Below are 21,384 nucleotides of genomic sequence, written 5' to 3' on the forward strand. Positions count from 1 at the left end.
AAAATAATGGTTGACATCATACATGATATTCGTCATGCTTCAACACATTAAACATGATGATCGTCATATTTAATGTGTTGAAGCATGATGGCTGTCATGTTTGATGGCGCCAACCCACCCCTATATTGAAGAAGGAATGATCATGAATGCAGTTACTACCCAAGGCACGGCCCTCATCACCGGTGCATCGTCGGGCCTGGGCGCCGTGTATGCGGACCGCCTGGCCGCGCGCGGCTTCGATTTGATCCTGGTGGCGCGCCGGGTCGAGCGCCTGGGCACCCTGGCCGCCTCGATGGCAGAAAAATATGGCGTGGCAGTGCGCGCCATGGCGGCCGACCTAGCCGACGTGGACGACTTGCGGCGCGTGGCCAACGAGCTGTCATCGAACGCCGCCATCACCATGCTGGTCAATAATGCAGGCGTCTCGACCCTGGCGCCCGTGCTGGACTCGGCCCCCGAGGGCATCTCCGCGATGGACCAGGTCAACGTGACGGCGCTGGCCGAGCTGACCTACGCCGTGCTGCCGCAGTTCAAGCAACGCAATAGCGGCACCATCATCAATATCGGTTCCGTGCTGTCCTTCCACATCCTGCCTGTCAGCACGGTCTACAGTGCCACCAAGGGCTATGTGATGAATTTCACGCGGGGCTTGCAGCAGGAACTGGCTGGCACGGGCATCACGGTGCAGCTGGTGCTGCCCGCGTCGACGGCGACGGAAATCTGGGAATTGAGCGGCGTGCCGCTGGCGCAGCTGGACCAGGCCACCATCATGCGCGCGGAAGACTGCGTCGATGCGGCGCTGGCAGGGCTGGACCAGGGCGAGCTGGTGACCTTGCCTTCCGTCGAAGAACAGGCCTTGTGGGAGCAGTTTGATGCGGCCCGCCTGGCCCTGTTCGCGGGCGCGATGCGCGGCAAGCCGGCATCGCGCTATGGGGTCAAAGCCAGCGTTTAAGCGGCGTTCAGTGCCTGTTCCAGGTCTTCGCGCAAGTCGTCGATATGCTCGATGCCGACGGACAGGCGCAGCATGTCTTCTGACACGCCCGCCTTGGCCAGTTCCTCGGGATTGAGCTGGCGGTGCGTGGTGGACGCTGGATGCGTAGCCAGCGACTTGGCGTCGCCGATGTTGACGAGGCGCGTAAACAGCTGCAGCGCGTCGAGCACGCGGGCGCCGGCCGCGCGCGGGTCTTCGCCATCTGCCAGCTTCAAGCCGAAGGACAAGATGCCCGATGCGCGGCCGTGCATGTATTTTTTCACCAGCGCGTGGTCCGGGTGGTCTTCCAGGCCTGCGTAATTGACCCACGCAACTTTCGGATGCTGTTTCAGGTGCCTGGCCAGGGCCAGCGTGTTGTCGCAGATGCGGTCCATGCGCAGGGCCAAGGTCTCGATGCCCTGGATCAGCTGGAAGGCGGAGAGGGGCGAAATCGCCGCGCCCATGTTACGCAGCGGGACGACGCGCGCGCGGCCGATGAAGGCGGCGGGGCCGAACGCTTCCGTGTAGACGACGCCGTGATACGACACGTCCGGCTCGTTCAGGCGCTTGAAGCGTTCCTTGTGTTCGGCCCATGGAAACTTGCCGCTGTCGACGATGGCACCGCCCACGGTGGTGCCGTGGCCGCCCAGGTATTTGGTCAGCGAATGGACGACGATGTCGGCGCCGTGCTCGATGGGGCGGAACAGATAGGGGCTGGGCACCGTGTTATCGACGATCAGCGGGATGCCGTGCGCATGCGCGATCTCGGCCAGTTTGGCTACATCGGTGACATTGCCCAGCGGGTTGCCGATCGATTCGCAGAAGATGGCCTTGGTGCGCGCATCGATCAGGGCGGCGAAGGTTTCCGGCTGGCGCGCGTCGGCGAAGCGCACTTCGATGCCGATCTGCGGCAGGGTGTGGGCAAACAGGTTGTAGGTGCCGCCATACAGCTGGCTGGCGGAGATGAAATTGTCGCCCGCTTCGGCAATCGTCTGGATCGCATAGGTGATGGCCGCCATGCCCGAAGCGACGGCCAGCGCGGCCACGCCGCCTTCCAGCGCTGCGACGCGCTTTTCCAGCACGTCCTGCGTGGGGTTCATGATGCGCGTGTAGATATTGCCTGCCACCTTCAGGTCGAACAGGTCGGCGCCATGCTGGGCATTGTCGAAGGCGTAGGCCACCGTCTGGTAAATGGGGACGGCGGCGGCCTTGGTGGTCGGGTCGGGGGTGTAGCCGGCGTGCACGGCCAGGGTTTCGATTCTCATGTGGTCTCCGGTTTCAATAGTCTGTGTGGTGAAATCCGCAGCCATTGTGCCATGCGCACCTTAGCTCGATGCTACGCTTGATAGAATATTAAGTCATAAGCTAGTGTGGTCTTGATATAAGTCATTCAGCTCTGCCAGCCCGATGAAGCGTTCATGCGTGCCGTTTTGCGCGCAGGCAAACGCGCCGCCGATGGCGCCACGGCGCATGGCCGCGTCGATGCCCGCGCCATCCAGCCAGGCCTGCAAAAACGCCGCCACGAAGGAATCGCCGGCGCCATTCGTGTCCACCACGGGCAGGGTCAAGCCTGCCGTCGGAGTGTGGCGCACGGACGCGCCGCCCCGTTCCAGCAGGTAGGCGCCGTGCGCGCCCGCCATGGCGATGACTGCCTGCGCACGGCCTTGCGAGATGATGGCGCGCATGACCTCGTCCCGGCGCTCGCCCAGTGCCGCCGTGCTGAGAAACACCAGGTCGGCGCGCAGCGCAAAGACCTTGTGGTGCGGGTTGACGCCATCCCAGTCGTGCAAATCGGTCGACACCGTCGTGCCGCACACCAGCGCATCGTCGAACAGTTCGGCCACCCAGCCCATGATGGAAAAGTGCGCGTGGCGCGCCGGACCCAGGTAGGGTAGATAGAAGGCGGCCGGCATGCGCACGTCTTCCGGGTGACGGCCGTCGTACAGCGACAGCCGGCGCCCTTGCGGGTCGACCAGGTTGACGCTGCGCCGCGTGCCCGAGGGTTCGACGATGTGCGAGAAATCGAGCTTGGCATCTTTATAGCGCTGCAGGATGGCCGCGCCTTGCGCGTCGTCGCCGATGAAGTCGATGAACTTGCAGCGCAATCCCAGCGCGTGGCAGCCCAGCGCCACGCCATTGCCCGTGTGTGCCACGTAGTCGTGGATGGGCGGCACGTGCAGCGAATCGGCGACGGGCAATTGCAGGTCGGGGACGCGCACGATCGTGTCGATGCCGGCGCCGCCGACCACTAAGATGTCATAGGTACTCATGGTGCAGCCTTTTCTAACAGGACGGTGCCGGCCGCGTTCACCGCGACGGCACCATCTTTGACGATACAGGTTTGATTGGTATAGGCGTCGCGTAGCAGGGTGCCGTCGGCGAAAACGCCGTGAACTTTCAGTTCGAGTGTGCCTTGCGCCTCGGGCACGGCGATGACGGCGTCGCCATCCATCACGCGGGCGAACGCATATGGCTTGTCGTTGATGAACCGGTGCTCGCCGCGCGCCAGGGCAGGGTGGCGCAGCCGGAACTGGCCCAGCTTGCGCGCATGCGCGAGGGCGGCAAGGTCCAGCGACGACCAGTTCATATCGGAACGCGTCGCCTGCTGTTCGTCGCCGACGGGCGCCGCGCCAGGCTGGCGCGCGCTTTCATCGCCATAGAACAGCTGCACGCCGCCTGGCGCCAGCAGCAGGGCGGACAAGCCATGCTTCAGTTGCTCGCGCGGGAACAGGCTGGTGTCGTGCGACGAGATATACGACAGGATGTCGTAGCGGGGACTCTTATTCAGCAAGCCTGCGTACTGGCGGTACACGCCATCGATGCTTGTCCAGTCGCCGCCCGCGCGGCTTTGAAAGTCGAAATTGATCATCGAGTCGAAGCCGGCGTCATGCCAGCGGCTGCGCTCGGGGCCATGGCCCCACGCTTCGCCCGTCATCCAGAACGGCGCATCGTCGATTTTCTGTTGCGGATGGCGCGTTTTCCAATCTTTCAAGGCATCGGTGGCCGCCGCGCGCAGGGCCAGCCAGCTGGCTGGCTCCACGTGCTTGACGGTGTCGGCCCTGAAACCGTCGACGCCGAATTCGCGCACCCAGTCGGCCAGCCACTGCACCAGGTAGCCGCGCACGGTGGTGTCGGGCAGGGCCACGGCGCGCGTGTCGGCTTTGTGTTGCAGGATGGGCGGCAAGCCCACGGCCTTGCCGCTCTCCGTGCGGAAGTCGGGCAGGTAGGCCAGCTGCATGGTGAAATCATCCTTGCCGCCATCCGGGTAGCCGGGCAAGCCCGCGCGCACCCAGTCCGGGCCCCACCACTGCGCGAATGCGAAGTTGTTGTAGTCGATGAAGCTGTGATAGTCGCGCAGCACGGCCTTTTCATGGCCGGGCCACAGCACGGGCACCTTGTATTCGGACAGGGTGCGCAAGTCCGCGTAGCCGGGATGGTTCAGCACCACGTCGAACAGGACGCGGATGCCTTGCGCGTGTGCGATGTCGATCATCTCGCGCAATTCTTCGGGCGTGCCCATGTTGGCATCCATGGTGGTGTAGTCGAGCGCCCAGTAGCCGTGGTAGGCGTAGTGCTGGAATTGCTGCTTGCCGCCCACTACCCAGCCGTGTATCTGCTCGTACGGCGCCGTGATCCACAGGGCGTTGACGCCCAGGTCGCGGAAGTAGCCGGCTTTGAGTTGCTGCGTGATGCCGGCGATGTCGCCGCCGTGAAAGCTGCCCACATCGCCGCCTTGCGGGTCGGCGGCGCGGCCATAACTGTGGTCGTTGCCGGGATTGCCATTGGCGAAACGGTCCGTCACGGCGAAGTAGACGATGGGGTTATCTGCGAAGCTCCCTGCCTGCGCCGAAGCGCACAGAAGCAGGGCGGCCAGCGTAGTCAGGGTGCGCCGCATGGTCAGCCTTTCACGCCGCCAGCCGTCAGACCGGAGATCATCCATTTTTGCGCCAGCAGGAACACGGCCGTGATGGGCAGGCCGGACAGAATGGCTGCCGCGGCGAAGTCGCCCCACAGGTATTTTTGCTCGTACAGGAACAGTTTCGAGCCGACGGCCAGGGTCAGGTTGTTCTGTTCATGCAGCAGCACGGAAGCGATCGGGTATTCGATGATGGCGCCGATGAACGACAGCAGGAATACCACCATCAGGATGGGCACCGTCATCGGCAGCAGCACGTAGATGAACGCCTGCCATTGCGTGGCGCCGTCGACCTTGGCCGCTTCTTCGATTTCGATGGGAATGGTTTGATAGTAGCCCTTGATGGTCCAGATATGCAGGGCGATGCCGCCCGTGTAGGCCAGCACCAGGCTGCCGTGGTGGTCAATGCCCAGCCATGGCACGTAACTGCCCAGCACATCGAAGATGGCGTAGATGGCCACCAGGGCCAGCACGGCGGGGAACATCTGCAGCAGCATCAGCGCGGACAGGGTCTGCGACTTGAAGCGGAACTGCATGCGCGCGAATGCGTATGCGCAGGTGGTCGACAGCAGTACGGTGACGGTGGCGCTCATGCTGGCCACCTTGATGGAATTCCATAGCCACAGCAGCACGGGGAAATCCGGTTCGACCAGGGCGCCGTTGGGCGCCTGGTAGGACATGCCCAGCGCCAATCGCCAGTGCTCGAAGCTGATCTCGGGCGGGATCAAACTGCCCGAGGCGAAGTTGCCGGGCCGCAGCGAGATCGACAAGATCATCAGGAAGGGGAACATCACCAGCGCGATCAGCGCGATCACGGCGACGTGGGCCGCCAGGATGCGCCAGCGGTTGGAACGGTCGACAACGATAGCCATATGCTGTCCTTTATGCTTTGTTCATGCGCGTCAGGCGCATGTTGACCAGCGAAATCGCGGCCACGAGGAAGAAGATCAGGGTCGAGATGGCGGCGGCCAGGCCAAAGTTCTGGCCGGAATCCTCGAACGCGATGCGGTAGGTATAGGAGACGAGCAAGTCCGTCGTGCCGGCCGGCAAGGTTGTGTCGAGGAAATCGGGACGCCCGCCCGTCAGCAAGCTGATCAGTACGAAATTGTTGAAGTTGAAACCCAGGCTGGCCACCATCAGCGGCGTCAGCGGCTTGATGATCAACGGCAGGGTGATCTTGAAGAAATTCGTCAGCGGTCCCGCACCGGCCAGGGCCGAGGCTTCGTACAGGTCCGACGGGATCGCCTTGATCAAGCCCATGCACACCACCATCATGTAGGGGTAGCCGAGCCAGGTGTTGACGATCAGGATCATGGCCTTGGCCAGGGTGGTGTCCGAGAACCAGGCGGGCTTGATGCCGAACAAGGCGTCGAGCACGAGGTTGATTTCGCCAAAGTTGTTATTGAACAAGCCCTTGAAGACCAGGATGGAAATGAAGCCCGGCACGGCGTATGGCAGGAACAGCAGGGTGCGGTACAGGCCGCGGAAGCGCAGCGCATCCCAGTTCAAGAGCACGGCCAGCACCATGCCCAGGCCCGTCGTGGTGGCCACGCTGATCAGGGCGAAAACGATGGTCCACACGAAAATACGCAGGAAGGGACCGCGGAACGCTTCGTCGGAGAAAATCTTGACGAAGTTGGCGAAACCGACATTGACCTTGAAGCCCGGTTCCAGCTTGGTGCCATCCGGCATTTCATAAAAGCCTGTCTTGAAGTTCGGTGTCACGAGTTCGCCCGTGGCGATTTTCTTCAGTGTCTTGTCGGGCAGTTGCTTGTAGACATGCGCGACGGGGCCGAATTCGCGCAAGCCCACCATGCGCAACTCGATCCTGTTCGGCAGGATCAGGGTGAGCAGTTTCAAATCCTTTTGCAGGGCGATGATGTCCTTGATGGGCAGCGGCGGGGCCAGCACGGGCGCTTGCACGGGATCGAGCGGCGCCACTTCCACGTTCAGGGGCACGGCGCGCTTGAGGGCCAGCGGCTGCGTCAAGAGCACTTCGCCCGTATCCGGGCTTTCCAGGCGCAAGCGGTATTCCTTGTTGTCAGGATGCACGGTCAGCGCGTAGCCCGTGCTTTCCACGCGCTGCGTCTCATCCAGCAGGTATTGCGTGGCCCGTTCATAGGTGAGCAGGTTGCGCGAACTGAAATTGGTAAAGCCGATCGACACCGTGTACACCATGGGCAGCAGCACGAAGACGATCACCGCTGTGATGCCGGGAAACAGATAGCGGTAGGCATAGGCGCGCGGCGACGTGAAGACAAACGTCGTCAGGGTCAGCAAGCCGAGGAAAACGGCGGCCAGCATGGTCTGGCCGGAAATGTACAACATGAAGAGCAGATACAGACCCAGCGCCATGCTGATGGTCAATACCGTAGGGCCGATAAACTTGCGCACGATGGGATACCTGTGAAGATGGTGAGAGACCTGGGGGGCATGCGTGCCAGTGGCGCGCATGCCGATCCCGCAGGGGCAAGCCCCTTGAGTGACTTAATTCGCCGTCGTGATCCGCTTCGCCGCCGCGTCCAGGCCATCCTTGGTCGTCTGGCGGCCTTGCGTGATGTTTTCCAGCGCCGATTGCATCGACGACCAGAAGCGGCCCATTTCCGGGTTGTTTGGCATTGGACGGCCCGCTTGCGCGCTTTCCATCGTTGCCTGGATGTTCGGATTGGCTTTCAATTCCGCGAACAGCACCTTGTTAGCTGGCGTGCCCAGCGGGACGTCGGCGTTGATGGTTTTCAAGCCATTGAGCTGCAGCATCTGGTTTTCCAGGAATTCCGTCGCCAGGTCCTTGTTCGGGCTAGCCTTGGAAATCATCGCGCCCAGCACGCCCACGAATGGCGTGGCCGTCTTGCCTGCCACGGTAGGGATCGTTGCCACGCCGAAGTTGATCTTCGACTTGCGCGCATTGTCCCACGACCATGGGCCGTTGATCATCATGGCGATCTTGCCCTGGTTGAAGCCGGCTTCCATCTCGGCATAGCCGGCACCCTTCGGCATGGCGCCGCTGTTGATCAGGGTCATCAGCGCATTCACGCCCGCTTGCGAACCGGCATTGTTCACGCCCGTCTTCGCTGCATCGTAGCGGCCGTCGGACTTGACTTCAAACGGGAAGCCGCCGCCCGCGCCCAGCAAAGGCCACGTGAAATAGGTATTCGTGTAATCCCACAGGATGGCTTTCTTGCCTTGCGCGGACAACTTTTTGTCCAGCGCGGCGATTTCCTCGAAGGTTTTTGGCGGGGTCGGCACCAGGTCCTTGTTGTAGACGAGGGCGACGGCTTCGATGGAGATCGGGTAGCCCCAGGTCTTGCCGCCAACAGTAAAGGCGTTCCAGGCCAGCGGCAGGATGGCGGCGCGCGCTTCCTTGCTAGGCGTCAATGGTTGCAGCAAGCCGGCGTCGATCCAGGTGCCGATGCGGTCATGCGGCCAGATCCAGATGTCCGGGCCCTTGCCGGCGGCCGCTGCTTGCTGGAATTTGTTTGGTGCATCTTCCGGATGCTCGACGACGACCTTGATGCCCGTCTTCTTGGTGAATTCTTCGCCGACCTTGGCCAGGCCCTTGTAGCCTTTGTCGCCATTGATCCAGATCAGCAGGGTGCCTGCTTCTGCCGCGTTCGCCATGCTGACGGCGGCCAGGTTGCCGATGCCGGCCAGGGCGGCGGCGATCAGGGTGGTTTTGATGAAGCTGCGTTTCGGGTGCGTGAAGGACATGTCAATCTCCAGTATCTTTTTTTATGCTAAGTTTATGTTGAGTATCAAGGCTGAAACGATGCAACCAGGCCAGGCGGCGCCTGTAGCGCCTGGCCCCTTAAATTTGGAATCAGGTACGGGTCTGGCCATGCTCGTCGAACACGTGGACGCGGGCCGGCGCCATCTGCAGCGCCACGGACTGGCCAATGGCCCAGTCCGTTTCCGCATCGGCGCGCACCACCAGCGGCTCGTCGCCGCCCGCTACCTGCACATACAGATAGCTGATGTCACCCAGTTTTTCCACCGCCTGCACGGTGGCCGTGATGGCGGCAGTGGCGCCGGGCGCGCACGCCTGCACGTGTTCGGGACGCGCGCCGACGGTGACGGGGGTGCCGCTGGCAAGCGGCTGTGTCAGGACGGCCTGCAGCATGCCGCCCGCATTGGTGGCGATGGTGGCCACGCCGTCCGCATAGCTGTGGATCTTGCCTTTGAGGAAGTTCATGCGGGGCGAGCCGAGGAAGCCTGCCACGAACAGGTTGGCCGGGTGGTGGTACAGCTCCAGCGGTGCGCCCACTTGCTCGATGCGGCCCGCGTTGAGCACGACGATGCGGTCGGCCAGGGTCATCGCTTCGACCTGGTCATGCGTGACGTAAATCATGGTCGAGCGCAATTCGCGGTGCAAGTTCGCCAGTTCGATGCGCATCTGCACGCGCAGCGAGGCGTCGAGATTCGACAGCGGTTCGTCGAACAGGAAAACGTCGGGTTTGCGCACGATGGCGCGGCCGATGGCCACGCGCTGGCGCTGGCCGCCCGACAAGTCTTTTGGTTTGCGTTCCAGCAACGGTTCGATGCGCAGGATTTGCGCGGCGCGCTGCACGGCGTCGGCGATCTGCACCTTGTTCATGCCAGCCAGTTTCAGGCCAAACGCCATGTTTTGTGCCACGCTCATGTGCGGGTACAGGGCGTAGCTCTGGAATACCATGGCGATGCCCCGTTTGGCGGGCGGCACATCGTTCATGCGTGTCTTGCCGATATATAAGTCGCCGCCGCTGATTTCTTCCAGGCCGCAGATGCTGCGCAGCAAGGTGGATTTGCCGCAACCCGACGGGCCCACGAAGACCATGAATTCGCCGTCGGCGATCTCCAGGTCGATGCCGTGCAGGGTTTGCACGTCGCCATATGCCTTTTTCAGCCCTGCTAATTTCAGTCCAGCCATGTCGTCCTCATCATCTCAATTTGGCCCCGCTGATGCGCAGGGCTCGTTATTGTAATTGGCGGCATGGCCGCCAAAGCCTGCGATTTACGCCAGGGTGCCGAACCAGCCGCCATGCGCGGGCAGGCTGATCTGCTGGCCATCTTTATTACCTGGCAAGCCGTGACCGGCCAGGTCGGCCGCCGGCGCCGCGTCTGGCCAGGCGAAGGTGACGGCTTGCGTGCCCAGGTTGAAGGCCGCCAGGATGGACGGTTGGCCTGGCAAGTCGCGGCGCAGGGCCAGCACGGGTTCCGGCGCATCGAAGAAGACGATGTCGCCGCGCAGCAATTGCGGCAGGGTGCGGCGCCAGGCGAGGATGTTCTGCGCAAACCGCAATGGTGAAGCGGAATCGTTTTCTTCGACATCAACGGCGCGCGCCAGATGCTCGGGCGGCACGGGCAGCCAAGGTTTGGCATTGCTGAAACCGCCATGCGGCGCATCGGCCACCCACGGCATTGGCGTGCGGCAGCCGTCGCGGCCCTTGAACTGTGGCCAGAACGGGATGCCGTACGGGTCTTGCAGCGCCTCGAAAGGAATGTCCGCTTCCGTCAGGGCCAGCTCGTCGCCCTGGTACAGGCACGGCGTGCCTTTCAGGGCGGCCTGCACGGCCAGCACCACCTTGGCCAGCGAGGGCGATGGATTCTCGCCGCCCCAGCGCGTCATGACGCGCACGCTGTCGTGGTTGCCCACGGACCAGGAAGCCCAGCCGTCGGCCACTTGCGCCTCGAACTCTTCCACCTGGGTGCGGATGTGCGCGGCGGAAAACTCCGCCGTCAGCAAGTTGAAGCTGTAGGCCATGTGCAGTTTGTCGGCGCCCGTGTAGGCAGCCATGGTGGCCAGCGCATTGTCGTCGCCCACTTCGCCGATGGAAATGGCTTGATACTCGTCAAGTACGGCGCGCACGCGCTGCAGGTAGGCGATGTTTTCCGGCTGCGTCTTGTCGTACACGTGCGCCTGCATGCCGTACGGGTTGATGGCCGACACACTGCTCGCATCGCGTTGCGCGGCTGGCGGATTGTCGCGCAGCAATTGGTCGTGATACGGGAAGTTGCAGGAATCGAAGCGGAAACCGTCGACGCCGCGCTCGAGCCAGAAGCGCAGGTTGTCCAGCTGCGCTTGCTGCACGGCCGGGTTGTGGAAATTCAGGTCAGGCTGGCTGGCGAGGAAATCGTGCAGGAAGTATTGGCCGCGGCGCGGCTCCCATTGCCAGGCGGAACCGCCAAACACGGACAGCCAGTTATTCGGCGCCGTGCCGTCCGGTTTCTGGTCGGCCCATACATACCAGTCGGCCTTGGCATTGTCGCGGCTGGAGCGGCTTTCCACGAACCATGGGTGGTTGTCGGACGAGTGCGACAGCACCTGGTCGATCATCACTTTCAAGCCCAGTTCATGGGCGCGCGCCACCAGACGGTCGAAATCGGCCAGGGTGCCAAACATGGGGTCGACGTCGCAGAAGTCAGCCACGTCGTAGCCGAAGTCTTTCATCGGCGACGTGAAGAAGGGCGAGATCCAGACGATGTCGGCGCCCAAGGCGGCGATGTAATCGAGCTTGGAGGTAATGCCGGGCAAGTCGCCGATGCCGTCGCCATTGCTGTCGAGGAAGCTGCGTGGATAAACCTGGTAGATGACGGCGCTGCGCCACCAGTCGGCGGGCAGGTGGGCGAGATTGTTCTGGATGGTCGGCATGAATGATTTCTTAAAAGTTGCCTGTAGCCTTGGCTATCAGGGCGGCGCTGCTGGTTGGTAGGCGAACGTCTTATTTTAAAATTCAAAGCGCTTTGGGTATGAAATGAGTATAGTTCAAAGCGCTTTGAAAAGTAAAGCGATACACGCGCCAGACATACGATTTTTTTATGAGGGTAATTCAGGACAACAATGCGGCCGCGCCGGCCAGGCGGCCGGCGGCGTAGGGACAGCGAAAAACGCCTAGTGCGGCACGGGGCCGGCCGACTCGCCCGGCAACAGTTCGCACGGCCACAGTTCCTGCAGGTCGGTGACGGGCGTGCCGTCCATCAGGGCCAGCAGCATATGGATCATCTTCGCGCCGGCACCGCGCGGGTCGGGCTGGACGACGGTGGTGACGTTGTGGCCGGCCAGGGAATCTTCCATCACGCCCCAGACGATCAGCGACATGTCGCGGCCGATGGCGATGCCCGCGTCGAGCAGGGCGCGTACGGCGCCCACGCCCGACATGTGATTGTCGACGATGACGGCCGTGGGGCGGGGCGAGCGGGCCAGCAGGCGCTGCATGGCCTGGTAGCCGGCGCGGCGGTCGTGCGCGTTGTCGACCAGGTTGTCCGGGTCGACGGCCAGGCCGCCCGCCTGCATGGCGTGCTGGAAACTTTCCACACGCTGGCGCACGAAGTTCAGGTCCGGCGTGGCGCTGATCAGGCCAATGCGCTGGTGGCCCAGCTGCGCCAGGCGCTCGACGGCCAGGCGCATGCCGGCCTCGTTGTCATAGTCGAACCACGCGTGCGGCTGGTTCAGCTGCGTGCGGCCATGCGCGACAAACGGCATGCCCTGCTGCGCCAGGTAGGCGATGCGCTCGTCGAACGGCTTTGTACGGCCGACGATCAGGCCATCGATGCGGCGGCCCTTGACCATGCGTTCATACGTATGGAATTCATTGGTGGCGGAGGCGGGCGCGATCATCATGTCCATCTGCTGCGCTTCCAGCGCTTCCGACATGCCGCCGACGATCTCGATGAACATGGGATCGGCCAGGTCGTTCGGCATCAGCGGGTAGATGATGCCGACGATATTCGTGCGCCCGACGGCCAGGCTGCGTGCCATGGGATTGGGGCGGTAGCCGGCCGCCTGCGCGGCGGCCAGTACCCGCTCGCGCGTGCGTTCGCTTACTTCAGGATAGCCATTCAAGGCGCGGCTGACGGTGGTTTCGGATATTCCTAGCGTTTTGGCGAGATTTTTGAGGTTCATGGATGCTGCAGTCGGGGTCTATCCAGGGTGGGTCGGGAGCGTTGCGGCGCGATAAAGGGTAGTTTATCTGATAAATGCCGGATTGATCAGGGGTATGGCAAGCGGCGGCGCCCAAAAAAATACGCGGGCAAACCCAGGGGCGCCCGCGCTAAAAGAGGATACTGCTGAATCACTACATTGAAGCTGCCGGCCATCGCGTGCAGCGGCGAAATGGTGGGTCCGGTTACTACCTGCCCCTGGATGAGCGGGCGGTGCTGCTGCCAGTGGCTGGCGCCTTGCGGCATCAGCCAGTGTTGGATGTCTCTGATTAATAAAGAGCGTCTGATAAAACGTTCAGGGCAAGGCGCACGGTCGCAGACAGTACGCTAGTACGGCAAGACCGTGCAACGCCGCCATGGACGTTTTTCAGATGTTCTTACCACCACGACTCGACCTGGAAACCAACCGAGCTGCCGTTGGTCTTGCCACCAAACACGCCCGTCGACGACAGCGCCGATTCCGCGGCGGCGGCCGACTGGGCTGCCTTGTTCCATTTGGCGTAGGTGTAGAAGGCACGCAGCACGGGGCGCGACCAGAAGCTGTTGCCGGCCGACAATTGCGGCGCGAAGGTCAGCTTGGTCAGGTTGCGGCTTTCGCCACCTTCCGGCTTGACGATATCGTGGCCCAGTTCCACGGCCAGGCTGTAGTTGTCCGTGAAGTGGTAGACGGGACGCGCGCCGATCGACGTCCACTTGCTGCTCACGCCTGCCGATTCCTTGTCTTCGTAGACGAAAGTGCCCATGCCCGACCAGGCGCCTTTGGGCTGGATCATGATCTGTTCCGTCAGGCGCACGACCTTGTCATCCTTGTCTGCGCCCAGGCTGAAGCCGCCCGTGTTGGCGGCGCTGCCTTTGCCGTACTGCAATGCCACCTTGTTGAAGCCGCCCAGCAAATTGCCTTGCGTATGCATGATGGTCAGCAAGTGGCCGCTGGCGATGGGGGCCGCGCCTTGCGCGTTGCGTTTCTGATTGAATTGCAAGCCCAGGGTTAGTTCGCCGTCCGGATTGACCTTGATGCCGGAGAAGCGCAAGTCGTGGGACAGGCCCATGCGCTTGCTGTCGCCGTCATCGGCCGTGCGCACGATGGCGTAGGCCAGTTTGGCGGCGCCCAGGTCGATGTTTTCCAGGCCGGCGCCAGGGCCGCTGTTATTCCAGAAGTAGTAATCGGTGATGTGCACGTCCTGGCGGTCGTAGTAGCGCTTGCCGACCCAGGCGCGCGCTTCGGCGAAGGCGCCCGTGCCGATCTTGTCGGCAACGACGTTCATTTCGCGCCACGACGGGTCCGATTGTTCCCAGTCCTGGTTCTGGTTGACGGAGAACGCCACCAGGGTATTGATGCGGAAAGTGGTGCCGTTGGCTGCCTTGAAGGCTTCACCGCCGAATTTCAGCTCGCCGTAGGTTTCGCACTCATTGCCCAGACGATACTTGGACGAGGCGCCGGCCAGGCCGAAACACGCTTCCTTGCCGCCTTCGCTGCTGGTGCCGAAGCCCGAGCGGATATAGCCGCCGAAATCGATCGGCAGGGCGGCCTGGGCGGCCGAAGCGCTCAAGGCCAACGCCACGGCGGCAGGCAAAGTTTTCAAGAAATGTTTGTTCATTGCGTCTCCAGTGTTTTTATAGGTGTGGGATCGGTGCGCATAACTTCGCACAACCAAAGCGCTTTAGTTATGTTTCAAAGCGCTTTGAGTATAGTTCAAAGCGCTTTGATCAGTAAACTAGTTTTAATCCTTGAAACTTTTTAGGTGTTGCGGAGAAACATCAGGGAGGGCGGCGGCGCGTGGGCGCCGCCGTGTACGGCAGACGGAATGATGGTCGTGAATTATTGCTGTGCCTTGCAGGCGGGCAGGGCGGCAGTGTCCGTTGCGGCAGGGGCCGGATGACGCAGGAATGCCAGGATCAGCAGTGCCGAGGCCGTCGTAATGCTGGCCAGCACATACAGCAAGTGACGGAAGGCCGTGCCGTACGCTTGCGCCAGTTCGGCGACGCCGGCCTGCGGCAACAGGGTAGCTGCATGGCGCAGCTCGCCGAGGGCCAGGAAGGCCCCCGCGTGCGCCGCCTGTTGTGCGCCGATGCCGGCCAGCGCCGCGACAGTAAGCGTGCCCAGCAGCGCGCTGACGATGGCCAGCGCCAGGCCTTCGCCCGCCACACGCGTCGTATTGAAGATGCCGGCCGCCATGCCGGCCCGCTCGACGGGCACGACGCTGATGGCCAGGCCATCCATCAAACCCCAGGGCAGGCTGATGCCGCAGCCGATCAGCAGCAGCGGCCCCAGCAAAGTGTAGGGCGACTGGCCCGGCGCGCACGTCGACAGCCACAGCAAGCCGCCCGCCGCAAGCAGCAGGCCGCTGGCGCAAATGTGCGCGGGGGCAATGCGTTGCGCCGCCAGGCCGGCGAGAACCGGCAGCACCAGCATGGGCGCCGACAGGGCAATCATCATGCGTCCCGCTTCCAGCGCGCTGTAGCCTTCGATGCCGATGAAGCGGGCCGGCAGCAACACCAGCAGCACGACGAAGGAAAACGCGGGCGCGGCCGCCAGCAGTTGCACGCCGGCAAAGGCGGGCAGGCGGAACAGCGACAAATCCAGCATGGGCCGCACCGCGCGCCGCTCCACGCGGATGAATGCAGCCAGCAGCAAGGCCGCGCCACCGAGCAGCCCCAGGCTGGCGGCACTGCCCCAGCCACTGTCGGGCGCCTGCAGCAAGCCATAGGTAAACAATGACAAGGCGCCCGTAAACGTCAGGGCGCCGGGCCAGTCCACGCCTTGCGCTTGCGGGTCGCGCGATTCGCGCATGGCGCGCGCGGCGGCCAGCAGGGCAGCCAGGCCGGCCGCGGCCGTGGCGACAAAAATGGCGCGCCAGCCCGTGCGGGTGATTAAGGTGCCTGCCAGGAAGGGGCCGAAGGCCAGGCCCACGCCGAAGGCCGTGCCGATCAGGCTGAAGGCGCGCGCGCGGGCAGGGCCGTCGAATTCCTGTGCCAGGGCCGCCAGTCCGCTCGACAGGGCCATGGCGCAGCCCAGGCCCTGGACGGCGCGCAGCACGTCGAGCCACACAATGCCGGGCGCGGCCGACAGCGCCAGCGCGGCGGCGGAAAACACGCCCATGCCCAGCAAGAACACGCGCTTGCGGCCATAGCGGTCGGCCAGCGCGCCGGCCACCATCAGGCAACCGCCAAAGCTGAGCATGAAGGCATTCGTGATCCACGCCAGCGCCAGCGGCGTGCCGTGCAGGTCGGCGGCGATGGCGGGAATGGCGATGGCCGGCCCCGTAAAACTGAGCGGCATGCATAGCGCGGCCAGGCAGACGGCGGCCAGCACGAAGGCGCGCCTGGCCGGGGAGGCCGGCTTCATACGGTGATTCGTATCCATGGGAATGATTCCAGAAAGAGGGAATCCGATGATAATATGGACGTAATCCATGGAAAAGTGGCTGAAAATCCACTCATAACGGACAAATATTCTCTAATAAAGATAGCGAGATGGCATGGATAATCTGAACGGCATTGCCGCCTTCGTGCGCGCGGCGGAAACTTCCAGTTATGTGGCGGCCGGGCGGCTGCTTGGGGTGTCGGCCTCGGCCGTGGGCAAGAGCGTGGCGCGGCTGGAAGAAAAGCTGGGCGTGCGCCTGCTCAACCGCAGCACGCGGCGCATCAGCCTGAGCAACGAGGGCGCGCTGTTTTACGAGCGCTGTCAGCGCATCCTGGCCGACCTCGGTGATGCCGAGGCGGAACTGTCGCACCTGGCCGAGGCGCCGCGCGGCAAGCTCAAGGTCAGCCTGCCCGTGATCGGCTACCGCATCATCCTGCCCCTGCTGGCCGAGTTTACCCGGCTGTACCCGGAGATCGAGCTCGACCTCGATTTCAACGACCGCCTGGTCGATGTGGTGGCCGAAGGCGTCGACGTGGCCGTGCGCAGCGGCACCTTGACGGATTCGCGGCTGATGGCGCGCGAACTGGGACCGTTTGCCTTTGCCATCGTCGGTTCGCCCGCGTATTTCGCCCGCCATGGTGTGCCGGCCACGCCGCGCGCGCTGGAAGGGCACGCTTGCGTGCGCTATAAATTCCCCACCACTGGGAAACTGCAGGAATGGGCGTTGCAGCGCGCCGGGGGCGACAGCGGCGGCGAGTTGCGCTTGCCGACCGCCTTGACCTGCAACAATATCGAAGCCTTGATCGGCGCCGCCACGCAGGGCGTCGGCCTCGCTTACCTGCCTGACTTTATCGTGCGCGATGCCATCGCTCGGGGCGAATTGCAAGCCGTGCTGGCCGGCTATTTACTGCATTCGAGCAAGTTCTGGGTGCTGTGGCCGTCAAGCCGCCACCTGTCGCCCAAAATTCGCGTCTTTGTTGACCATTTGTGTACCCACCTGCATTTTTCCTCGCTCCCTTCCATCCCCTGAATGGCCTGACAGCCGCCATGGCGGCTGGTTGAGGAATATTCCTACCCTACAGAGATTTTTCCTAGCATCGCGGAACATTTATTTGCTGCAATGCACCACGCTACGCCGCGCGCCGTCACCTTATACCCTTTCTGAATACCCATCATGCGTTAACTAAATTGCCATAAGGAATTTATTTATGTTAATTTAATATCTGTTTCCACAACATTGCATCAACTTCATGGTTGCGGAAATAAGTGCATGATGAGGCGCCATACGCGTGTAGTAACCAACAATTAGGGGTAATCACCCCGTTCCGTTCAGGGAGTGTGCATGAAGACAGTCACGACGACACCGCCGGATCCGGCGCCAGCCGCGCCAGCGAAACCGGCCCGCAAAACGGGTCTGCTGCTGGGTGGCGGCGCACCAAATTCCACCTTGATCGCTGGTGCCCTGGCCGCTTTCCTCGACGAAGGCATCGAGTTCGACGTCATTTCCGCCTCGGGCGCCGGTGTGTTGATGGGTTTGCTTTACACGACGCCGCATGAAGCCACGCCGCGCCAGGCCTTGCAAAGCTGGGCCGACACGGGCGTGGCTGACAGCATCTACAAGATGATTCCGATTAACTACAAGGTATTCCAGAAGCCGGGCATGCATGCGAGCACGTTCCGCGACGCCTTCCAGCCGCCAGCCAACAATCCTTTTTTTCAGGCGTTCCAGCAAACGTTTGCGGGCGTGCCCACGGCCTGGTCGGACTGGGGAAAATTGATGGTGTCGTCGCTGTCGCCATCGGACTTGTCGGCGAAAAGCCTGGGCCTGTGCGCGCACTTGCCGTTCCTGGAAAAAGCCGTGGATTTTTCGGGCGTGGCGCGCATGCGCCCCGATTTCTACATCAATGCCTACAACCTCAGCGAGCACCGCATGCAAATCTGGGGCAAGCATGAGATCGAGCCGATCCACGTGCGCGCTGCCCTGTCGTTTCCCTTCCTGTATGCGCCCACGACCATCGCCGGCGATGATTACATCGAAGGCGCGGCGCTCGACACGCTCAATTTCGACCCGTTTATCGAAGGCAAGGGCGAACATGCTGATGCCGACACCCTGGTCATCCTCGACATCCTAGGTGACGAGCGCTTGCTGCGCAAGCCGCGCAACCTGTACGACGCGTGGGTGCGCTCCATCATCACGCCGCTGGTGAAAATTTCCAAAAGCGAGCTGCGCCTGTTCGAACTCGAGCACAACACGGATGCGCGCACGGGCCAGCCCAGGCGGCGCTTGCTCAAGCTCGACCTGATGGGCGGCATCCCGGAGCAGCACTGGCCCGACACCCTGGACTGGTCCAGCTCGAACATGCAGCTGCTGTTCGACGTGGGCCACAAGGCGGGCCTGGCGTTTTGCCGCCAGCATGGCGACTTGCTGCGCCGCACGCCTGACGCAGCACCGCTGGCGGCCTAGTACCGCTGGCAAGCGATCCCGGCCACCTGATCGGCAGCTATTTATCCCGCCTGGCCTTGCCAGGCCACACTTTTTACTGTGAAACACCATGAATATCACCAAGCAATTAATTCTGACCCTCACCATCGCCTTGCTGGCCCTGCTATTGCTGGGCGCTGGCGGCGCCATCCAGCTGCAGCGCGCCCAGGAGCGTTTTGACACCGTGCAAAACCGCATCATTCCCAGCATCCAGGGCTTGAATGCGGCCAAGGGTTTCCTGGCCGACTCGCGCCTGGCCGGTTACCGCCTGTCTGTGTTCTCTAACCTGGCCGACAAGACGGCGCTGGACAAGGCCGTGGCCGACGCCAATACGAATTTCGACAAGGTCATTGCCACCTACCGCGCCGAGCGCCTGTACGACGCGACGGACAGCAAGATGCTCGACGCCGACCAGGCCGCCATGGAAGCCTACCGCCGCGCGCTGGCGCCATTCTTTGCCGCCGCCTACGCGGGCGACATGGATGGCGTGCGCGCTACCTTGTTGGCTGGCACGCCACTGGCCATCACGGCCGCCGCCGCGAAAAAGAGCATGGATGACCACATCGCCTACAACAACAAGCTGGTCGACGATGTCAAAGCGGAAAGCTTGGCCGCCTACGACACGGCGTTCAACACCATGCTGGCCGTGCTGGGCGTGGCCGTGCTGCTGACGGGTGCGCTGGCCTGGCACATCTACCGCACCATCAGCGGCGGACTGGGCAATATCGAACACACGCTGGAAAGGGTCAGCGCCTCGCTGGACCTGTCCGCCGCCATGCCCGTCGAACGCATGGATGAAGTGGGCCGTACGGCGACGGCCTTCAACAAATTCCTTGAGCGTATCGTCGGCGTGATCGCCACCGTGCGCACCTCGGCCGATACGGTCAGCGTGGCGGCCGCGCAGATTTCCGCTGGCAATGCGGACTTGTCCGTGCGCACGGAGCAGCAGGCGTCTTCCCTGGAAGAAACGGCATCGAGCCTGGAGGAGCTGACCTCGGCCGTGCGCCAGAACACGGACAATGCGCGCCAGGCGAACGCGCTGGCCGTGTCGGCCTCGGACGTGGCTCGCAAAGGCGGCGCCGTGGTGGCGCAAGTGGTGGGCACGATGGGTTCCATCAACGAATCGGCGAAGAAGATCGCCGACATTATCGGCGTGATCGACGGCATTGCCTTCCAAACCAACATTTTGGCGCTGAACGCGGCCGTCGAAGCGGCCCGAGCGGGCGAGCAGGGCCGTGGCTTCGCCGTGGTGGCCACCGAGGTGCGCAACCTGGCGCAGCGCTCGGCGGCGGCCGCCAAGGAAATCAAGGGATTGATCGAGGATTCCGTCGATAAAGTCAACACGGGCAGCGTGCTGGTCGACCAGGCCGGCGCGACGATGGAAGAAATCGTCGCCAGCATTCGCCGCGTGACGGACATCATGGGCGACATCGCCAACGCCAGCCACGAGCAAAGCGCCGGCATCGAGCAGGTGAACCAGGCCATTTCGCAAATGGACCAGGTCACCCAGCAGAACGCGGCCCTGGTGGAAGAGGCCGCCGCCGCCGCATCCTCGCTGCAAGACCGAGCCGTCGAGCTGGTCGATGTGGTGGCCGTGTTCCGCCTGCGCGGCGATGCCCAGGCAAAATCGTTGAAAGCGGCGGGCGGCTTGCCGGCCCCGGCAACGGCCGCCGCCAGCCGGCGCCTGGCGCTGCCTGGCCGCAGTGCCCGCGCTTAAACCTTGTGACTGCCCCGATACGCCGGGGTTTTTTTTAGGCTATGTCACCGTCAGATGTGGGAATGCGCCCAGCGTTGCTTTCAATAACGTTTCTGGTGAACGGATGCGTCCGGCGTCGAGTATCCAGCGCCAGCCCAGGTAATTTGGCAGGTAGCGCGTGGCCACGCCGTGAAACGGACGCAGCCATTGCCGCAAGCGGCTGTGATACGCATTGACGTTCTGCACATGCGCGGCGCCCTGCACACGGATGCCGGCGCGCAAGTTGACGGCCTCGTGGCTGATACCCGCTTCCCTCGCAAACGCCCGGTAGGCCGCATGACCATCCGTTACCAGCAGAACATCCTTGTCGATGACAGGCAACAAACATCGGTGCAGCTGCGCCTTCGTCAACGCGCCTTTGCCCGTGACGAAATCGAGGGTCTGGCCCGTGCGGTCGCGCGCCACCAGGATGCAGACTTGCTCATTCGAGATACCACGTTTAAAGGCATGGCCGCCACGACGGCGGGCCGGACGCGTCATCTGCCTCGATCCCTTTTCCGATTCCAGCACGTAGAATTCATCGGCCTCGGCGATGCCATGCAGGCCATGCGGCCGGTCCGTCTTCGCCACGCTGAGAAAACGGTGGCGCCAGCGAAACGTGGTGTTGCGGTGTAATCCCAGCTGCTGAGCGGCCTGGCGCACCGAGGCGGAGTCGAGCAGGCAATCGGCATACGCGATCCATAGCGCCTTGTGACGCAAGCGGGCCAGCGGCGTGCCCGTCAAGGCATTGAAAGTGCGCCCGCAGGGCACGCAGCGGTAGCGCTGCAAGCTGTGCGCATGGCCATGCCGGTGCAGGTGAGGCGAGCGGCAGGCGGGACAGACCAATCGCGGCTGCGCCACGCTTTCCAGCAATGCGACGGTCGCGTCTTGCGGTGCGTTGCCACACAGCAGAGCCATGCCTGTCTGCCGCTGGCGTCGGCTCAGGTGAGCAAACTGGGCGATAAAACGGATCCATTCGGCTGGCTGCATGATCTGCTCCCTG

The 21,384-nt window shown here is 63.0% G+C and carries 16 protein-coding genes; 4 read left to right on the forward strand and 12 right to left on the reverse strand.

The genetic code is table 11. The annotated features are described in order from the left end of the window. Window positions 1-142: 142 nt before the first annotated feature. Window positions 143-952: an SDR family NAD(P)-dependent oxidoreductase gene (locus AC3IQ7_RS12060; protein ID WP_489209763.1), complete on the forward strand. Its 810-nt coding sequence runs from the start codon at window positions 143-145 to the stop codon at window positions 950-952. On the opposite strand, the gene AC3IQ7_RS12065 is transcribed toward AC3IQ7_RS12060, so the two are convergent. The 11 genes from AC3IQ7_RS12065 to AC3IQ7_RS12115 form a co-directional block, all read right to left on the reverse strand. Next, window positions 949-2,235 carry an O-acetylhomoserine aminocarboxypropyltransferase/cysteine synthase family protein gene (locus tag AC3IQ7_RS12065; RefSeq protein ID WP_322428596.1) on the reverse strand — a complete coding sequence of 429 codons (1,287 nt, stop codon included), beginning with the start codon at window positions 2,233-2,235 and terminating at the stop codon, window positions 949-951. The genes AC3IQ7_RS12060 and AC3IQ7_RS12065 overlap by 4 nt on opposite strands. Before the next feature lie 93 nt (window positions 2,236-2,328). Beyond that, window positions 2,329-3,240, reverse strand: coding sequence for a carbohydrate kinase family protein (locus AC3IQ7_RS12070; protein ID WP_489209765.1), 912 nt, complete (start codon window positions 3,238-3,240; stop codon window positions 2,329-2,331). After that, window positions 3,237-4,865 (reverse strand): alpha-amylase family glycosyl hydrolase, encoded by a 1,629-nt coding sequence (locus tag AC3IQ7_RS12075; RefSeq protein ID WP_489209767.1) that lies wholly within the window; start codon window positions 4,863-4,865, stop codon window positions 3,237-3,239. The genes AC3IQ7_RS12070 and AC3IQ7_RS12075 overlap by 4 nt, the downstream gene beginning before the upstream one ends. A 2-nt stretch (window positions 4,866-4,867) precedes the next feature. Beyond that, a complete protein-coding gene (gene malG, locus AC3IQ7_RS12080; protein ID WP_034783032.1) occupies window positions 4,868-5,758 on the reverse strand; it encodes a maltose ABC transporter permease MalG in 891 nt (296 codons plus the stop codon). Between the two features lie 10 nt (window positions 5,759-5,768). After that, window positions 5,769-7,280: a maltose ABC transporter permease MalF gene (malF, locus tag AC3IQ7_RS12085; protein ID WP_099380246.1), complete on the reverse strand. Its 1,512-nt coding sequence runs from the start codon at window positions 7,278-7,280 to the stop codon at window positions 5,769-5,771. A 93-nt stretch (window positions 7,281-7,373) separates the two neighbouring features. Beyond that, window positions 7,374-8,594, reverse strand: a complete 1,221-nt coding sequence (gene malE / locus AC3IQ7_RS12090; RefSeq protein ID WP_199534497.1) for a maltose/maltodextrin ABC transporter substrate-binding protein MalE — start codon at window positions 8,592-8,594, stop codon at window positions 7,374-7,376. Between the two features lie 109 nt (window positions 8,595-8,703). Further along, window positions 8,704-9,789, reverse strand: a complete 1,086-nt coding sequence (locus AC3IQ7_RS12095) for an ABC transporter ATP-binding protein (RefSeq protein ID WP_489209770.1) — start codon at window positions 9,787-9,789, stop codon at window positions 8,704-8,706. Between the two features lie 84 nt (window positions 9,790-9,873). Then, window positions 9,874-11,511 (reverse strand): alpha-amylase family glycosyl hydrolase, encoded by a 1,638-nt coding sequence (locus AC3IQ7_RS12100; RefSeq protein WP_489209772.1) that lies wholly within the window; start codon window positions 11,509-11,511, stop codon window positions 9,874-9,876. Between the two features lie 240 nt (window positions 11,512-11,751). Then, window positions 11,752-12,762 carry a substrate-binding domain-containing protein gene (locus AC3IQ7_RS12105; protein ID WP_322428590.1) on the reverse strand — a complete coding sequence of 337 codons (1,011 nt, stop codon included), beginning with the start codon at window positions 12,760-12,762 and terminating at the stop codon, window positions 11,752-11,754. A 415-nt stretch (window positions 12,763-13,177) separates the two neighbouring features. Next, window positions 13,178-14,398 (reverse strand): maltoporin, encoded by a 1,221-nt coding sequence (locus AC3IQ7_RS12110; protein ID WP_099380242.1) that lies wholly within the window; start codon window positions 14,396-14,398, stop codon window positions 13,178-13,180. A gap of 221 nt (window positions 14,399-14,619) precedes the next feature. Continuing rightward, window positions 14,620-16,146: an MFS transporter gene (locus AC3IQ7_RS12115; protein WP_489209775.1), complete on the reverse strand. Its 1,527-nt coding sequence runs from the start codon at window positions 16,144-16,146 to the stop codon at window positions 14,620-14,622. A gap of 133 nt (window positions 16,147-16,279) precedes the next feature. Between AC3IQ7_RS12115 and AC3IQ7_RS12120 the strand changes: the two genes are divergently transcribed. The 3 genes from AC3IQ7_RS12120 (at window position 16,280) to AC3IQ7_RS12130 (ending at window position 20,363) form a co-directional block, all read left to right on the forward strand. After that, window positions 16,280-17,194 (forward strand): LysR family transcriptional regulator, encoded by a 915-nt coding sequence (locus AC3IQ7_RS12120; protein ID WP_322428588.1) that lies wholly within the window; start codon window positions 16,280-16,282, stop codon window positions 17,192-17,194. 312 nt (window positions 17,195-17,506) lie between these two features. Then, window positions 17,507-18,628 (forward strand): patatin-like phospholipase family protein, encoded by a 1,122-nt coding sequence (locus tag AC3IQ7_RS12125; RefSeq protein ID WP_489209777.1) that lies wholly within the window; start codon window positions 17,507-17,509, stop codon window positions 18,626-18,628. Window positions 18,629-18,716: 88 nt separating this feature from the next. Continuing rightward, a complete protein-coding gene (locus AC3IQ7_RS12130) occupies window positions 18,717-20,363 on the forward strand; it encodes a methyl-accepting chemotaxis protein (protein ID WP_489209779.1) in 1,647 nt (548 codons plus the stop codon). A gap of 39 nt (window positions 20,364-20,402) precedes the next feature. On the opposite strand, the gene AC3IQ7_RS12135 is transcribed toward AC3IQ7_RS12130, so the two are convergent. Further along, window positions 20,403-21,371 carry an IS1595 family transposase gene (locus tag AC3IQ7_RS12135; protein ID WP_489209781.1) on the reverse strand — a complete coding sequence of 323 codons (969 nt, stop codon included), beginning with the start codon at window positions 21,369-21,371 and terminating at the stop codon, window positions 20,403-20,405. Window positions 21,372-21,384 lie beyond the last annotated feature (13 nt).

Source organism: Janthinobacterium sp. GL_088 (assembly GCF_057837845.1).

What these genes read in the sequence shown, in the direction of transcription:
- AC3IQ7_RS12060 (WP_489209763.1), top strand. Translation starts at nt 143, where the DNA reads ATGAATGCAGTTACTACCCAAGGCACGGCCCTCATCACCGGTGCATCG.
- AC3IQ7_RS12065 (WP_322428596.1), bottom strand. Translation starts at nt 2,235, where the DNA reads ATGAGAATCGAAACCCTGGCCGTGCACGCCGGCTACACCCCCGACCCG.
- AC3IQ7_RS12070 (WP_489209765.1), bottom strand. Translation starts at nt 3,240, where the DNA reads ATGAGTACCTATGACATCTTAGTGGTCGGCGGCGCCGGCATCGACACG.
- AC3IQ7_RS12075 (WP_489209767.1), bottom strand. Translation starts at nt 4,865, where the DNA reads ATGCGGCGCACCCTGACTACGCTGGCCGCCCTGCTTCTGTGCGCTTCG.
- malG (WP_034783032.1), bottom strand. Translation starts at nt 5,758, where the DNA reads ATGGCTATCGTTGTCGACCGTTCCAACCGCTGGCGCATCCTGGCGGCC.
- malE (WP_199534497.1), bottom strand. Translation starts at nt 8,594, where the DNA reads ATGTCCTTCACGCACCCGAAACGCAGCTTCATCAAAACCACCCTGATC.
- AC3IQ7_RS12095 (WP_489209770.1), bottom strand. Translation starts at nt 9,789, where the DNA reads ATGGCTGGACTGAAATTAGCAGGGCTGAAAAAGGCATATGGCGACGTG.
- AC3IQ7_RS12100 (WP_489209772.1), bottom strand. Translation starts at nt 11,511, where the DNA reads ATGCCGACCATCCAGAACAATCTCGCCCACCTGCCCGCCGACTGGTGG.
- AC3IQ7_RS12105 (WP_322428590.1), bottom strand. Translation starts at nt 12,762, where the DNA reads ATGAACCTCAAAAATCTCGCCAAAACGCTAGGAATATCCGAAACCACC.
- AC3IQ7_RS12110 (WP_099380242.1), bottom strand. Translation starts at nt 14,398, where the DNA reads ATGAACAAACATTTCTTGAAAACTTTGCCTGCCGCCGTGGCGTTGGCC.
- AC3IQ7_RS12115 (WP_489209775.1), bottom strand. Translation starts at nt 16,146, where the DNA reads ATGAAGCCGGCCTCCCCGGCCAGGCGCGCCTTCGTGCTGGCCGCCGTC.
- AC3IQ7_RS12120 (WP_322428588.1), top strand. Translation starts at nt 16,280, where the DNA reads ATGGATAATCTGAACGGCATTGCCGCCTTCGTGCGCGCGGCGGAAACT.
- AC3IQ7_RS12125 (WP_489209777.1), top strand. Translation starts at nt 17,507, where the DNA reads ATGAAGACAGTCACGACGACACCGCCGGATCCGGCGCCAGCCGCGCCA.
- AC3IQ7_RS12130 (WP_489209779.1), top strand. Translation starts at nt 18,717, where the DNA reads ATGAATATCACCAAGCAATTAATTCTGACCCTCACCATCGCCTTGCTG.
- AC3IQ7_RS12135 (WP_489209781.1), bottom strand. Translation starts at nt 21,371, where the DNA reads ATGCAGCCAGCCGAATGGATCCGTTTTATCGCCCAGTTTGCTCACCTG.